Source organism: Dietzia sp. NPDC055343, from assembly GCF_053645265.1.
In genome coordinates, this window is record NZ_JBSHMJ010000027.1 from 13,516 (window position 1) to 26,809 (window position 13,294).

The 13,294-nt window shown below is 67.5% G+C and carries 15 protein-coding genes and 1 pseudogene; 9 read left to right on the forward strand and 7 right to left on the reverse strand.

The genetic code is table 11. The features are described from left to right. Position 1: 1 nt before the first annotated feature. From ACWIE7_RS13235 to ACWIE7_RS13255, 5 genes are read right to left on the reverse strand one after another with little or no spacing between them, the layout of a single operon-like run. On the reverse strand, positions 2–1,948 hold the full coding sequence (locus tag ACWIE7_RS13235) for an NADH-quinone oxidoreductase subunit 5 family protein (protein WP_017836396.1): 1,947 nt from the start codon (positions 1,946–1,948) through the stop codon (positions 2–4). Further along, positions 1,945–2,247 (reverse strand): NADH-quinone oxidoreductase subunit NuoK, encoded by a 303-nt coding sequence (locus ACWIE7_RS13240; protein ID WP_017836397.1) that lies wholly within the window; start codon positions 2,245–2,247, stop codon positions 1,945–1,947. Before ACWIE7_RS13240 ends, ACWIE7_RS13235 begins: the two co-directional genes overlap by 4 nt. Continuing rightward, positions 2,244–2,807: an NADH-quinone oxidoreductase subunit J gene (locus ACWIE7_RS13245; RefSeq protein ID WP_017836398.1), complete on the reverse strand. Its 564-nt coding sequence runs from the start codon at positions 2,805–2,807 to the stop codon at positions 2,244–2,246. Before ACWIE7_RS13245 ends, ACWIE7_RS13240 begins: the two co-directional genes overlap by 4 nt. A gap of 3 nt (positions 2,808–2,810) precedes the next feature. After that, complete coding sequence (locus tag ACWIE7_RS13250; RefSeq protein WP_017836399.1) at positions 2,811–3,746, reverse strand: complex I subunit 1 family protein; 936 nt, start codon at positions 3,744–3,746, stop codon at positions 2,811–2,813. Beyond that, entirely contained in the window at positions 3,739–4,452 is a 714-nt protein-coding gene (locus tag ACWIE7_RS13255; RefSeq protein ID WP_007626389.1) for a hypothetical protein, read from the reverse strand. The genes ACWIE7_RS13250 and ACWIE7_RS13255 overlap by 8 nt, the downstream gene beginning before the upstream one ends. Before the next feature lie 15 nt (positions 4,453–4,467). On the opposite strand from ACWIE7_RS13255, the gene ACWIE7_RS13260 reads away from it, so the two are divergent. Beyond that, positions 4,468–4,917 carry a hypothetical protein gene (locus ACWIE7_RS13260; protein WP_454069450.1) on the forward strand — a complete coding sequence of 150 codons (450 nt, stop codon included), beginning with the start codon at positions 4,468–4,470 and terminating at the stop codon, positions 4,915–4,917. Positions 4,918–5,012: 95 nt separating this feature from the next. On the opposite strand, the gene ACWIE7_RS13265 is transcribed toward ACWIE7_RS13260, so the two are convergent. Then, the gene (locus tag ACWIE7_RS13265) at positions 5,013–5,357 is read right to left on the reverse strand and encodes an NADH-quinone oxidoreductase subunit A (RefSeq protein ID WP_007626392.1); all 345 of its coding nucleotides are present in this window, start codon (positions 5,355–5,357) and stop codon (positions 5,013–5,015) included. A gap of 383 nt (positions 5,358–5,740) precedes the next feature. Here ACWIE7_RS13265 and ACWIE7_RS13270 point away from each other — a divergent pair, with 383 nt between their 5' ends. Next, positions 5,741–6,004 (forward strand): heavy-metal-associated domain-containing protein, encoded by a 264-nt coding sequence (locus ACWIE7_RS13270; protein ID WP_264887540.1) that lies wholly within the window; start codon positions 5,741–5,743, stop codon positions 6,002–6,004. A gap of 634 nt (positions 6,005–6,638) precedes the next feature. On the opposite strand, the gene ACWIE7_RS13275 is transcribed toward ACWIE7_RS13270, so the two are convergent. Next, on the reverse strand, positions 6,639–6,989 hold the full coding sequence (locus tag ACWIE7_RS13275) for an ArsR/SmtB family transcription factor (RefSeq protein ID WP_333618832.1): 351 nt from the start codon (positions 6,987–6,989) through the stop codon (positions 6,639–6,641). 100 nt (positions 6,990–7,089) lie between these two features. On the opposite strand from ACWIE7_RS13275, the gene arsB reads away from it, so the two are divergent. The 7 genes and pseudogenes from arsB (at position 7,090) to ACWIE7_RS13310 (ending at position 13,274) form a co-directional block, all read left to right on the forward strand. Further along, complete coding sequence (arsB, locus tag ACWIE7_RS13280; protein ID WP_454069451.1) at positions 7,090–8,217, forward strand: ACR3 family arsenite efflux transporter; 1,128 nt, start codon at positions 7,090–7,092, stop codon at positions 8,215–8,217. Further along, a pseudogene (locus ACWIE7_RS13285) lies at positions 8,214–8,600 on the forward strand (arsenate-mycothiol transferase ArsC); the annotation flags it as partial. The gene arsB and the pseudogene ACWIE7_RS13285, both read left to right, overlap by 4 nt. Before the next feature lie 39 nt (positions 8,601–8,639). Beyond that, positions 8,640–9,038 carry an arsenate reductase ArsC gene (locus tag ACWIE7_RS13290; protein ID WP_454069470.1) on the forward strand — a complete coding sequence of 133 codons (399 nt, stop codon included), beginning with the start codon at positions 8,640–8,642 and terminating at the stop codon, positions 9,036–9,038. Next, the gene (locus ACWIE7_RS13295) at positions 9,035–10,375 is read left to right on the forward strand and encodes an FAD-dependent oxidoreductase (RefSeq protein ID WP_454069452.1); all 1,341 of its coding nucleotides are present in this window, start codon (positions 9,035–9,037) and stop codon (positions 10,373–10,375) included. Before ACWIE7_RS13290 ends, ACWIE7_RS13295 begins: the two co-directional genes overlap by 4 nt. 12 nt (positions 10,376–10,387) lie before the next feature. Then, on the forward strand, positions 10,388–11,017 hold the full coding sequence (locus tag ACWIE7_RS13300; protein WP_454069453.1) for an arsenate reductase ArsC: 630 nt from the start codon (positions 10,388–10,390) through the stop codon (positions 11,015–11,017). 66 nt (positions 11,018–11,083) lie between these two features. Further along, complete coding sequence (locus ACWIE7_RS13305; protein ID WP_454069454.1) at positions 11,084–12,247, forward strand: MFS transporter; 1,164 nt, start codon at positions 11,084–11,086, stop codon at positions 12,245–12,247. A gap of 16 nt (positions 12,248–12,263) precedes the next feature. After that, a complete protein-coding gene (locus tag ACWIE7_RS13310) occupies positions 12,264–13,274 on the forward strand; it encodes an ArsO family NAD(P)H-dependent flavin-containing monooxygenase (protein ID WP_454069471.1) in 1,011 nt (336 codons plus the stop codon). The last annotated feature ends 20 nt before the right edge of the window (positions 13,275–13,294 follow it).

The following is a 13,294-nucleotide window of genomic DNA, read 5'->3' on the forward strand; positions in this document are numbered from 1 at the left end:
CTCATCCCATCACTGCGTAGACGGTCCAGGCCACCACGGCCACGGTGAGCACCGCGACGGCCTGCAGGAGGTACTGGTGGACGGCCCCGGTCTGCGGGGTGCGGGCCAGGTGCCCGAGTCGGCGAACCCAACCGGCCAGGCCCTCGACGGCGCCGTCGACCACGGCGTCATCGAGGCGGGCCGCGCCCTGCCCGGCCGTATGGGCGGCCCGTGCGGCTGCTCCGACTCCGGCGTCGAGGACCTCTTCGTCGAACCGCGCCACGGACCGTGCCAGCATCGGGACGGCCCCGGCCACGGAGGTCACGGCGCGGTCCAGGACCGCGTCGTCGAACCGGGCCAGGAGGTGCGCCAACCGCATGACGGGAACGACGACGACAACGTGCGCAGCAGCCTCCAGCCCCAGCCACCGCTCGGCCCACCCGAGTTCCGGGGCGCGTAGACGTCGCATCAGCAGCACCACGGCCAGGGCGATGGCGGCCGAGACCACGAGCTCGAGCGCCGTCACCTCGCCGTGCCCGCCCATCGCCTGGGCGAGGGCGCCGCTGAGCGGGGGCAGCGCCAACACCGACACCGCGGCCGCCCCCGCGGCCAGCACGACCAGCGGGGCCTGCTCGAGCGCCCCCACCTGCCCGGTGCCGAGCTCTTGCGTTGCGCCGACCTCCCGCCCGGCGGTGGGCTCCTCGACCCGGGCCTGGGCCCCGCGGTGCCAGATCGTCCATAGGACCTTGCCGGAGTAGGCCGCCGACAGGGCCGCCGCCACCAGTCCTGTGGCGTAGAGCCAGGCCGAGGTCTCCAGGGCTCCAGCCAGCACCGCGTCTTTGGTCGCCCACAGGGACAGCGGCGCGATCCCGGCCAGGGCCAGGGCTCCCACGGTCGCGGTCACGCCCACCACCGGCCATCGGCGGCCCGCCCCGCGCAGTTCCGTGAGCTTCTCGGTGCCCAACGCGGTGAGCCACGCCCCGGCAGCGAGGAACAGCAGTGCCTTGGTGGAGGCATGAGCCACCAGTTGGGCGGCACCTCCGCTCACCGCGCCCACTCCGGCGGCCAGCACCACAAATCCCATCTGCGCCACAGTGGACGCCGCCAGCAACTGTTTGAGATCCCGTTGGGCCAACGCCACGATCCCCATCGCCACCGCGGTCAGTAGCCCGATCCACGCGGCGGCCGGGCCCGCCCACCCGGTGGAGGCGAGCAGCGGCTCCACGCGCAGCAGCAGGTAACCGCCCATTGCCACCATCGCCGCCGAGTGCAGCAGTGCGCTGACCGGACTGGGGCCCTTCATCGCGCCGGAGAGCCAGAACGAGAACGGCAGCTGCGCGGCCTTGCCCAGTGCCGCCACCAGGATCCCGGCCGCCACCACGTGCCGCCACGGGCTCTCCGCCGCCGGCAACTCGGACAGGCCCATACCGGCGCCGCCGGCCAAGGCAGCGCCGGCGGCCAGGTAGAGACCCAGGTCGGCGGTACGGGTGGTGAGGAAGGCCGTGAGCCCGGCCGAGACGCGGTCGGTGTCCCGCCACCAGAACCCGATCAACGCGTACGAGGTCGCGCCCATCAACTCCCAGGCAAACAGCAGCGCTGGCAGGCTGGCGGCCGAGGCCGTGATCAGGGCCGCGGCGGCGAAGAGCAGCATCAGCCCGTGGAAGCGGGGCCGGGCCGCCCGGATGTTGCCGGCCGCAAAAACCAGCACCAAAAGGGTCACCACTGCGACCATCGGCAGGGTCAGCGCCGCCAGGGCGTCGACCTCCAATGCCACGTCGACGCCGGCGATGAACGGGAACGCCACCGCAGGCCGCGCAACGGCGACGACAGCCGCCAGCAGCGCGGTCACGGCAGCGGTCGATACCGCGATCGGGGCCGCAACCCGCTCCGCCCGGGTCAGCGCGAGCACCGCACCCACGGCAGCCGGGAGCACCACCAGGGTCAGCAGCAAGGTCTGGTCGGCGGTCATCCGGAGAGATCCTCGGCCATGTCGGTCATGTCGGTCTGCCGCTTGCGGTGCAACAGCGTCGCCACGGCAAAGCCCATGGCCATCTCCACGGTCATGGCCGCCAGCACCACCAGCAGCAGCACCTGCCCGGAGGGGCCCGGGGCCAGGAACCACCAGAACCCCGCGGCGGCCAGGAGCACCCCGTTGATCATCAACTCCAGGCCCATCATCACCATCACCACCACCTGCTGGGACAGGGCCCCGTAGAGCCCGACGGCGAACAGGGCGGCGGCCACCACCAGAACGGCCTCCAGGGTCATCGACCCACACCTCCCGGCTGGGGGTCGTCGGCCGGGCGGCGCCGCAGATCGTCGCCGAGCCGGTCGTAGCGGGTGCGCCCGGCGGCCAGGACGATCCCGGCCACGATGGTGGCCACCATGACCGCGCCCACCACGGCCATCACCAACATCTTTTCGCCCATGATCTCCAGGCCCAGCGCGTTGGTGAGGTCCTCGGGTGGGGCGCCACGTCGCTCGGGCCACGGGATCAGCAGCGCCCCGGCGGCCAGCAGCACAAAGACCCCGACCGAGGTGCCGATCGCGGTCTTCTTCCCGTGGGTCATGTCCATCGGCATCAGCGCCGGGTTCATGCCCATGAACATCACCATGTAGACCGCCATCACCGCCATCTCCATGACCATCATCAGAATCGTGATGATGCCCAGGTAGCTCTGACCCAGCAGCAAAATCATCACCCCCACGGCGATGAACGATGCCGCCAGCGCGTAGGTGGCCCGGGCCATCGAGTCCACCACGAACACGGCCGCCCCCGCGGTCACCGCCACCACAGCGAGTACCCAGAACACGATCCCGACCAGCACGGCTCAGCCCTTCCAGACCACGACGAGGGACACAAGCAGATCCTGGGCCACGACGGCCGGGAGCAAGACAGTCCAGCCGATCTCCATGAACCGATCCGGTCGCAGCAGCGGAAGTTTGCGCCGCGCCCACACCAGAACCGTCAGCACCAGCGCTGTCTTGACCAGCACCCACGCCCAGTCGGGCAGGACGGGCCCGGCACCACCGCCGAGGAAGAGCGGCACCGAGAACGCCGCCCCGGCGGTGAGGAACAGGTAGCGCCCGGCCTGCAGGACCAGCCGATCGACCCCCGAGAGTTCGGCCGTCACCCCGCCGACGATGTCCGCGGACAGGGCCGGGGCGAATGGACCCCATACAGAGAAGCCGGTCACGCCGATCAGGAAGACCAGGAACGCCACCGGCATCCACACCACAAACCACACGCCGTCCTGCGCGGCCGCGACGTCGCCCACCGCCAGACTGCCGGCGGCGATCGCCGGGGCCACCAATGCGAACATCAGCGGCAGCTCATAGGCCAGCCCGTGCGCGAGGAAGCGGTAACCGCCCACCAGACCGTGGATGGAGTTGGCGCCCCACCCCGCCAGCCAGACCAGGGCCCACACCATGACGTCGACGGCGTTGAACCACACGACTCCCACGTCGAGGTCCGCCAGTGTCCAGCGGCCCAGCGGGATCACGGCGATCATCAGGAACGCCCCGACCAGCATGCCCGCGCCGCCGATCCGCCACAGCAGGGTGTCCGCGGCGACCGTCGTGCGGCGACGCTGCCGCAACAGACGGGCCGCACGGGCCAGGGGAGTGGGCCCGCCACGACCGCCGCCCCGCGCCGGCGACGAGAGCACCCCGTCCAGCGCCACCGCGAACAACGCCAGCCCACACAGGATCACCCCGGCCAGCACGGCCCACCCACCGGACACGGTCGTCACCACGGTCTCAGACATGCCCCACCTCCCGGACGGCAGGATGCGAGCCCAGATCAAGGCTCGCCACCGCCAAGCGCACAGTGCCCAGCTCCAAACCGGTCACCAGGTCCGGCACCACCGCCCACGGCACAGTTAGTTTGTCCGCAGATTCCTGCGCTGAGCCGCCATCCGCCCGGTCCGGCGTTGCGCCGCCGACCTCGACGCGGATCCGTTCCAGTTGGGCCAGCAACCGGTCGTGGGCATCCCCGAGGCAGTGCCCCGGCAAGCCGTGGCGCTCCAGATCGGCCGGGCCGAGCGGCAGCACGCCCCGCAATGACCAGCGCAGCAGCCGCGACCTGCGAACCTTCCGGTGCAGACGCTCGACGGCGTCACGGGCGGCACCGGGATCGCCCGTCAGAATCCCGTCCCGGGCACGGCGGGCGCAGTCCGCCAGGTCTTCGGCACCGGCCAGTGCCAGCAGTGCCATGACCTGATCACATTGGGTCACCGTGGCAGACGCGTGGTCCGTGGGCCGACCGGGTGCTCCGGCCCTGTGCTCCGTCGCGTCGATCACCGAGGCGGTGGCGTCGACGACAACGTCCCCCTGTAGCGAGCAGTGCAGCACGAGCCCGGCCGGCCAGAACGGCAATACCGGACCGAGCGGCAGATGGAGAACATCCATCTCCAGGCCGTCGCGGTCCTCCCCGCCTTCGGCCAAGGGAATCCCGGCGGGAGCCATGTCCATATCCCCGTGGCCTTCATGGCCCTCGTGCCCGCCGTGGTCTGCGTGGCCCTCGTGGCCACCATGCCCGCCATGGTCTTCGTGGCCCTCGTGCGACTGGCGATCCGCGTGCTCTTCGTGGTCCGAGTGTCCACCGTGGCCCTGGTGTTCCTCGTGTCCTTCGTGACCCACGTGCCCTTCGTGCCCTTCGCCATCAGCGTTGTTCGCGTGATCGGACATCGAGGGCTCCTGCGCCCGTTCGCGGGCGTCGGTCCGGTGATGGGAAGTGTCGAGCAGGAGCGCAGTGGCATTGTCGAGGGCGGGAACCACCGCTCCGGGCGAGGCGATGCCGATGCGCACCCGAGGGCCGGGCATCTGCTCCCAGAGGCGGTTCGCCAGATCCGACAGCTCAGGGCCCGGCGCACCACACACGACGAGCACGTCCCCCTGAGCCGGACTACTGGCTATCCGCCACCCGCGACGGAGTAGCTGTTGCTCAAGCTCCATCCGAGTCGCCCACTGGCCCGGGGCCTCGACGACGAGCACCCGGGTGGCCTGGACGGCGAGGCGGGCGAGAAACGGGCTCAAGCCCATCGGAATGCGCCTTCTCGCCGTGCCCAGGCCACGGCGACTAGCAGGGCACCAAGGAACAGGAACATCTCCACCACCGCAGAGAGCCCCTTCTCGATCACCACCACGGCCCACGGGTACATAAAGAGCATCTCGACGTCGAAGGCCAGAAACACGATCGAGGCGAGGTACCAGCGTGCGTGGAACCGCGACAGGGCGTGCTCCTGCGGTGCCCACCCGGATTGGGCCGGCAGGACTGTCAACGGGTCGGAGGTAATGCTGGCCACGCGGTGGAGTGCATAGAAGAGAGCAACGACAGACAGCGCCACCAGAGCCACGGACACGATCCCTGAGGACATGACGGTCTCTCCCCTTTCTCGCGGTCGAACATCGAGGCCGGTCGCTGAGCGGTGGGAGTCACCTTAACGGATTACCGCGATCGATAATCTCGTTCCAGCTCGGCGGTCAGCCGTGACCGGGGCCGGCTCCGCAGAGCAGCAGGAAATGATGGGCGCTGTAGGGCACCGGCAGAGGGTGCTTTCAGGGGCCAGTCCGAAAACCGCGGTTCTCCGAGCCCGATCGACCAGCCTCGGGCAACGTGTCCTGGGGCGCCCACCTCGCTCCCTCGGTGCCAAGGTCAAGATCTCGTGAAGAAACCTGACGACTCGAATCATGTACCCACCGGGGGTATATGATTCTGGTGTGGGATCGCCCCACGGCGTTCGGCGAAAGGATTAAGACGATGACGGCCACCACATACCAAGTTCAGGGGATGACCTGCGGGCATTGCGTTTCGTCCGTGAAAGCCGCTGTTGGTGCATTGCCCGGCGTGATCGGCGTCGAAGTCAACTTGCAGGCAGGAAGTATGACAACGACCGGAACCGCGACTACCCAGGCCGTATCCCAAGCCGTGGCCGACGCCGGATACGCGATAGTCTCCGCAGATCAGACGGTCGGTGTCTCCTTGCCCGTGGCGAGTGGAACGGGTGGCTGCTGCTGCAGCTGACGGTTGGCCCATTTCGGCCCGATGACGCGATGAACCACGTTCTCGAGCGAACACAGCATTGGCCGGGTGGGCACCCTCGCTCACCCGGCGCTCGACTTCCAGCCGCAAGTCATTGAGAGATGTCCGGGTCGGCATGTGGCCCGCGCGCGTGTGGCCCATATGGTGGCGCCGAGGATGATGGGGGACATGAACTCTTCTGCCCGTGCGCTCGGAACGACAGAAGTCGCCGCACCGACGCCACGTCCGGCCACGGGCTTGCGGGCGATGGCGCAGACCGCGGGTGCGCCACAAGTACAGATTCTGGCGGGTGATCCCGATTCGGCGGGCCAGCTCGGCCTCACTGACGCCGTAGGTGTGCTTGTGAGCATCAATGAGCTCGACCAGGCGAGAGGTCTCCATAGTCCCGAGTATTCGCCTGCGCTGAGTATGTCGTCAAGTAGTAGTGGACGCTCTCGACAAGTACTACTTTACATAACGTCTGGTTACCGACCGTGGTGTACGTGCCATAGATGGGTGGGCATCCAGCCACCTGCATTCTGGCAGCGACTCACTTTCGCGGGCTGCAGCTGCGTGGTCCGCGTAGCGACTCCGGCCGGATTGCCTACTGGTGAAACGGCTACCGCTCCGGGTGGCCTCAGGCCAAGTCTAGGAAGCGGCGTAGGTCGACGAACGTCTCGTGCACGACTGAGTAGTGCGCCCACTTGCCGCGCTGGTCTCGGGTCAAGAGTCCTGCGTCGACGAGTTTCTTGAGGTGGTGGCTGATCGTGGGCTGGCTGATGTCGACCACGTCGAGTAAGTCGCACGCGCACACCGACTCGCAGCCTTGCGCGGCGATGTGGGACAGCAGTCGCAGGCGTGTCGGGTCCGCCAGTGCTTTGAGCGTGCGCGCCACCTGATCTGCGGTCTCGGCGGTGATCGGAGCTGATGACAGGGGGCAGCACTCGTTCTGCGTCCGAGTCAGAAGTACGTCGTTTGCTGAAGTCATTTCCTCGATCACCTCACTTTGAACAATACATTGACACATGCCGATATGTGGACATAGCCTCCAGCATAGACGTTCATCGATGTGAGGGAGTTTCGTGCCAATGAGCACCACCACAGCCCGGGCTGTTGCGCCGGTCGCCAAGAAGATGTCGTTTCTCGACCGCTACTTGGCCGCATGGATCCTTGTGGCCATGGCCGCCGGCCTGCTGCTCGGGCGCTTCGTCCCAGGCCTGGATGCCGCATTGGACTCGGTGAAGATCGGCGGCATCTCGGTGCCGATCGCGATCGGCCTGCTGGTGATGATGTATCCGGTCCTGGCGAAGGTGCGCTACGACGAGACCCACAGGGTGACCGGCGACCGCAAACTCCTCACGTTGTCGTTGATCCTGAACTGGATCCTCGGGCCGGCATTCATGTTCGCGTTGGCGTGGATCTTCCTGCCGGATCTGCCGGAGTTCCGTACCGGGTTGATCATCGTGGGACTCGCCCGGTGCATCGCGATGGTGTTCATCTGGAACGACCTGGCCTGCGGGGACCGGGAGGCTGCCGCGGTGCTGGTGGCGATTAACTCGGTGTTCCAGGTCGTGGCGTTCGGCGCCCTGGGCTGGTTCTATCTCCAGCTGCTGCCCTCCTGGCTGGGGTTGGAGACCACGACGGCCGAGTTCTCCGTGTGGTCCATCGTGATCTCCGTGCTGGTCTTCCTCGGAATACCGCTGTTGGCCGGTTTCCTCACCCGTGTGTTGGGGGAGAGGGCGAAGGGACGCCAGTGGTACGAGGAGACCTTCCTTCCCCGGATCGGCCCGTGGGCGCTGTACGGGTTGCTGTTCACCATCGTGTTGCTGTTCGCGATGCAGGGGGAGGCGATCACCTCGCAGCCGTTGGACGTGGCCCGGATGGCCGTGCCGCTACTGCTGTACTTCGTACTGATGTTCTTCTTCAGCTGGTTCGTCTCCAAGGCGGTGGGGCTGAACTACGCCAAGTCGACCAGCGTCGCCTTCACCGCTTCGGGCAACAACTTCGAACTCGCGATCGCGGTGTCGATCGGCACCTTCGGTATCGCCTCTGGCCAGGCACTGGCGGGTGTGGTCGGCCCGCTGATCGAGGTCCCCGTCCTGATCGGGCTCGTCTACGTCGCGCTCTGGGCCGGTCCGAAACTGTTCCCGGGAGACCCAACCCTCCCGCCACCTCGCACGAACCCGGCCCGCAACACCGAAGGAGCCCGGTCATGACCAGCACTCCCAGCGTCTTGTTCGTATGCGTCAAGAACGGCGGCAAGTCCCAGATGGCGGCCGCGCTCATGCGCCTGCACGCCAGGGAGGCGATCGAGGTCCACTCCGCGGGCACCCGGCCCGGTTCCGCGGTCAACGCCCTAGCCGCGGAAGCGGTCGCCGAGCTCGGCGCCGACATGTCCGACCAGACACCCACGGCCATCGACTCCGAGCTGCTTCGGCGGGTGGATCGCGTGATCGTTCTGGGGGAGGAAGCCCAGGTCGAACCGGTCGACGGGATGGCGGGCACGATCGAGGTGTGGGATACCGATGAGCCCTCCGCCCGCGGAATCGAGGGGATGGAGCGGATGCGGTTGGTCCGCGACGACATCGATCGCCGAGTACGCGATCTGCTCGCAGAGATCACCAATGGCAAGCCATGCGTGTTGTTCGTCTGCGTCCACAATGCCGGGCGTTCCCAGATGGCCGCCGGCTACCTCTCGCATCTGGCGGGGGACCGGATCGAGGTCCTCTCCGCCGGTTCGCAGCCAGCCGAGCAGCTCAATCCCGTCGCGGTGGAGGTGATGGCAGAAGAAGGCATCGACATCACCACCGCCACACCGAAGGTGCTGACCACCGACGCGGTCAAGGCCGCCGACGTGGTCATCACGATGGGCTGCGGAGACACCTGCCCGGTCTTCCCGGGAAAGCGGTACGAGGACTGGGAACTGGCCGATCCAGCCGGTCAGGGCAAGGACGCTGTCCGCCCGATCCGCGACGACATCAAACGGCGCATCACCCACCTGATCGCCGAACTGGCACCGAAGGAGAACGCCCAGTGAGCACGACACTCAACGAACTTCCGGTAGTAGTCATCGGCGCCGGGCCGGTGGGGCTGGCCACGGCCGCGCACCTGCGGGAACGGGGTCTGACGCCGTTAGTGCTCGAGGCTGGCGCCGCCATCGGTGCCGCTATCGAGCAGTGGGGGCACACTCGCCTGTTCTCGCCCTGGCAGTACGACATCGACGCCGCCGCCCGCCGGCTGCTCGAACCCACCGGCTGGGCCGAGCCCGACCCGGACGCTCTGCCCACGGGGCACGAGCTGATCAAGCACTACCTGGCCCCGCTCGCCAAGCTCCTGGGCGACGATGTCATCCGCACCGGCGCCCGCGTGGTGGCGGTTTCCAGAGAAGGAATCGACAAGACCCGCTCGGCGGGCCGCGAGCAGACCCCGTTCCTGGTCCGAGTCCAGGCCGCTGATGGCGCCGTGACCGATGTGCGGGCCCGCAGCGTCATCGACGCCTCCGGAACCTGGGGCCAGCCCAATCCGCTCGGCCGCTCCGGTCTACCCGCACCCGGTGAGAACGCGGCGATCGACAAGGGCCTGATCACCGCGCCGCTTCCGGCCGTGACCGGGTCAGAGCGCGACCGTTTCGCCGGACGTCACGTCCTGGTCGTGGGGGCCGGACACTCGGCCGCCAACACCCTGCTCGACCTCGTTGACCTCGCGAAGCAGGACCCTGCAACGCGGATCAGCTGGGCGGTGCGCACCCCCGAGGTGTCGAGCGTCTACGGAGGCGAGGACCGCGATGAACTGGCGGCCCGCGGAGCGCTCGGCACCCGCCTGCGCGAAGCCGTCGAGTCCGGAGTGATCGAAGTCCACACCTCCTTCACCATCACCGAATTCACCCCGAAGACCGACAATCTGACCGTGCACGCCAGCACCCCACAGGGTCCCACTCGACTCGAGGTGGACCTACTCGTCCCGGCCACCGGATTCCGCCCCGACCTGTCCATCCTGTCCGAGCTTCGGCTCGCTCTCGACCCGGCCGTGGACGCTCCGTATCAGCTCGGGCCGCTGATCGATCCGGAGTTCCACTCCTGCGGAAGCGTGGCACCGCACGGCGAGAGCCTGCTGGCGCATCCCGAGACCGGCTTCTACATCGTGGGGATGAAGAGCTACGGCCGGGCACCAACGTTCCTCATGGCCACCGGCTATGAGCAGGTCCGTTCCATCGCCGCCGCACTCGCCGGTGACCGGGCCGCCGCCGATGATGTGCACCTCGACCTGCCCGAGACCGGAGTCTGCTCCACCGACCTCGGTGGCTCGTGCGATGCACCGCCAACCTCACAACTGATCTCGCTCGGCGCCACCACCTCCACCTCTTCCTGCTGCTGAAAGGGATCTGCCATGACTATCGACGCACCCGAATTGGACGTCCACGTCCTGCAGCGCACGGTCGAGGACCTCGCTCGAACGTACGAGGGCATGTTCTCGGCCGAGACCATAGAGCGGTACGTCTTCGAGTCCTACACCGCGCTGGCTCGCACGGCGACGATCAAGCGGTATCTCGCGGCGCTCGCCCGAAATTTCGCCTCAGACAGGCTCCGTGCACTGGCGTTGTCACAGGGCAAGATCCAGTCGACCGTCCCACAAGTGCTGTTCGTGTGTGTTCACAATGCTGGCCGATCCCAAATCGCCGCGGCCCTGCTCAAGCACTACGCCGGTAGCGGCGTCGAGGTCCGGTCAGCCGGCTCCCTGCCGGCTGGCGAGGTCGACCCCCACGTGGTGGAGACGCTGGAGTCTCGCGGAATCGACATGGCGGGGGCGTTCCCGAAGCCGCTGACGGACGACGTGGTCAGGGCTGCCGACTACGTCATCACCATGGGGTGCGGCGATGCGTGCCCCGTCTATCCGGGCAAGAACTATCTGGACTGGGACCTCGCAGACCCCGCAGGTCAGGGCCCCGAGGTCGCTAACCAGATCGTCGACGACATCGACGAGCGAGTCCGCGCCTGGTGGGCCACGGTTCAGAAGTAACCCACCGCGACCCAGTGGCCACACACTACGTTCGATCCGGTGTCCCCAGCAGCTGCGAAACCGCATATGCCTGACCGGCCCCGCGGCGGGCTCGCGGCGCTGTGTATCGCGCAGACCACCAGTTGGGGCCTACTGTTCTACTCCCTGCCCGCCGCAGTCGCACCGATCTCCCAGGAGACCGGCTGGAGCGACACCGCCATCACTGGGGCACTGTCAGCCGGTCTGCTCGTCTCGGCGATCGCGGGCCTGAAAGTGGGCTCCGTTCTGGATTCCCACGGTCCACGCACGGTCATGACCCTCGGAGCGGTCATCGGGGTGGCCGCGCTGGCACTGGTGGCGTGGTCGCCCACCCTGCCCCTGTTCTATCTGGCCTGGCTGGTGGCAGGGTTCGCCCAATCGGCTGTCTTTTACCCGCCCGCCTTCGCTGTCATCACTCGCTGGTACGGCCCGCGACGAGTCGGCCCCCTGATGACGCTTACACTCGTCGCCGGACTCTCCTCCACTGTCTTTGCCCCGCTCACTGCCTACCTGATCGAGCAGTTTGGTTGGCGCACCAGCTACCTCATCATGGCCGGCATCCTCGCCGTCGTATCTGTGCCCCTGCACGCCTTCTTTCTCAACTCCACCTGGTCAGACACCGCCAGCGAGCCGACCGTGCAGCAGTCCCGAACCGAGATCCGCCAAGTCACCAGAACCCGCCAATTCCTCACCCTGCAAGTAGTGATGACGGTAGCCACGTTCACGCTGTTCGCCGTCACGATCAACCTCATCCCGCTGTTGCTGGAACGAGGAATCGACTACTCGACCGCAGCACTGGCCTTCGGACTGGTGGGCGCAGGACAAGTCATCGGCCGGCTCGGCTACCCATCACTGACCCGAAGAACCACACCCCAACACCGCACCCTGGTGATCCTCGGCGCCGGCGCACTCGGCCTGTGGGGTCTGGCGACAACTCCCGGCCCGACCTTGGTACTGATCGCTCTGGCCGTCGGCACGGGCGCGGCCCGCGGCTGCCACACCCTTCTTCAGGCCACCGCCGTCTCCGACCGGTGGGGCACCCAAAACTTCGGCGCCATCAACGCCTTATTCAACGCACCGATGACCGCCGTCACTGCACTCGCGCCCGTGTCCGGACCCCTATTGGCCAGCCTCGTCGGGGGATACCCCGCAATGGCGATCGTCATGGCAGTCCTGCTCACCATGGCCGCAGCACTAAGTGCCCGAACGTGAACAGGAGCTGACCACCATTTGTGCCACATCCCGCCCCGCAGATCACCGCGAGGCAATCATCATCGGCGGCGGGCAAGCAGGCCTGGCCACCGCCTACTACCTGCTGCGGGCAGGCGTGGACATCCTCGTTCTAGATGATCAACCCAACCCCGGCGGGGCATGGTTGCACGTATGGCCGTCCCTGCGACTGTTCTCCACCGCCGAGTTCTCCAACCTGCCGGGCTGGCCGATGCCCCCTTATGACGGGTTTCCACCGGCCTCCCATGTCGTGGACTATCTCGCTGCCTACGAACAGCGCTACCGGATTCCGGTCCAGCGCCGCGTCGCGGTCGATGAGGTGACGTACGAGGACGGCATCTACCACGTTCGGGCGGGAACTAAGTCGTGGACAACCGAGAACGTGGTCGCGGCCACCGGGACGTGGTCCGCCCCCTTTGTTCCCTCCTACCCAGGAACCTTCGCCGGCACGCAGTGGCATTCCGCCAACTACCCCGGTACCACTCCCTTTCGAAGTACCACGGTCGCGGTCGTGGGCGGCGCGAACTCCGGCGCCCAGATCGCCGCAGAACTCACAAGCGTCGCCAAGGTGACCTGGTACACCCGTCAGCCACCACGCTGGATGCCCGATGAGGTCGATGGACGAGTACTGTTTCGCCGCAACCGACTACGTGCCCTTGCCCTGCAGCGCGGGGAGCCCGACCCCGGGACAGACTCAGCCTTAGGAGACATCGTCGTCCTGCCCGAGGTGCGCCGCGCCCGCGACACCGGACGGCTGCAGGCCACACCGATGTTCACCTCACTGGATGAGATCGACGCCGAGCACCTGATCTGGTGCACGGGTTTTCGCCCCGCGATCGGGCCGATACGCCGACTGCTCGACCACGGTCGACCAAAGCATCCGGGACTCCATGTGGTCGGCTACGGCGACTGGACCGGCCCCGGAGCGGCAACGATCACCGGTGTGGGGCCCTATGCCAAACAGGCTGCCCGAGAAATCGCCGCATCAGTTGGCAGAACCGTGAAATAGGCGCAGCCACCAAGGGGCGG

What these genes read in the sequence shown, in the direction of transcription:
- ACWIE7_RS13235 (WP_017836396.1), bottom strand. Translation starts at nt 1,948, where the DNA reads ATGACCGCCGACCAGACCTTGCTGCTGACCCTGGTGGTGCTCCCGGCT.
- ACWIE7_RS13240 (WP_017836397.1), bottom strand. Translation starts at nt 2,247, where the DNA reads ATGACCCTGGAGGCCGTTCTGGTGGTGGCCGCCGCCCTGTTCGCCGTC.
- ACWIE7_RS13250 (WP_017836399.1), bottom strand. Translation starts at nt 3,746, where the DNA reads ATGTCTGAGACCGTGGTGACGACCGTGTCCGGTGGGTGGGCCGTGCTG.
- ACWIE7_RS13255 (WP_007626389.1), bottom strand. Translation starts at nt 4,452, where the DNA reads ATGGACATGGCTCCCGCCGGGATTCCCTTGGCCGAAGGCGGGGAGGAC.
- ACWIE7_RS13260 (WP_454069450.1), top strand. Translation starts at nt 4,468, where the DNA reads ATGGCCCTCGTGCCCGCCGTGGTCTGCGTGGCCCTCGTGGCCACCATG.
- ACWIE7_RS13265 (WP_007626392.1), bottom strand. Translation starts at nt 5,357, where the DNA reads ATGTCCTCAGGGATCGTGTCCGTGGCTCTGGTGGCGCTGTCTGTCGTT.
- ACWIE7_RS13270 (WP_264887540.1), top strand. Translation starts at nt 5,741, where the DNA reads ATGACGGCCACCACATACCAAGTTCAGGGGATGACCTGCGGGCATTGC.
- ACWIE7_RS13275 (WP_333618832.1), bottom strand. Translation starts at nt 6,989, where the DNA reads ATGACTTCAGCAAACGACGTACTTCTGACTCGGACGCAGAACGAGTGC.
- arsB (WP_454069451.1), top strand. Translation starts at nt 7,090, where the DNA reads ATGAGCACCACCACAGCCCGGGCTGTTGCGCCGGTCGCCAAGAAGATG.
- ACWIE7_RS13300 (WP_454069453.1), top strand. Translation starts at nt 10,388, where the DNA reads ATGACTATCGACGCACCCGAATTGGACGTCCACGTCCTGCAGCGCACG.
- ACWIE7_RS13305 (WP_454069454.1), top strand. Translation starts at nt 11,084, where the DNA reads ATGCCTGACCGGCCCCGCGGCGGGCTCGCGGCGCTGTGTATCGCGCAG.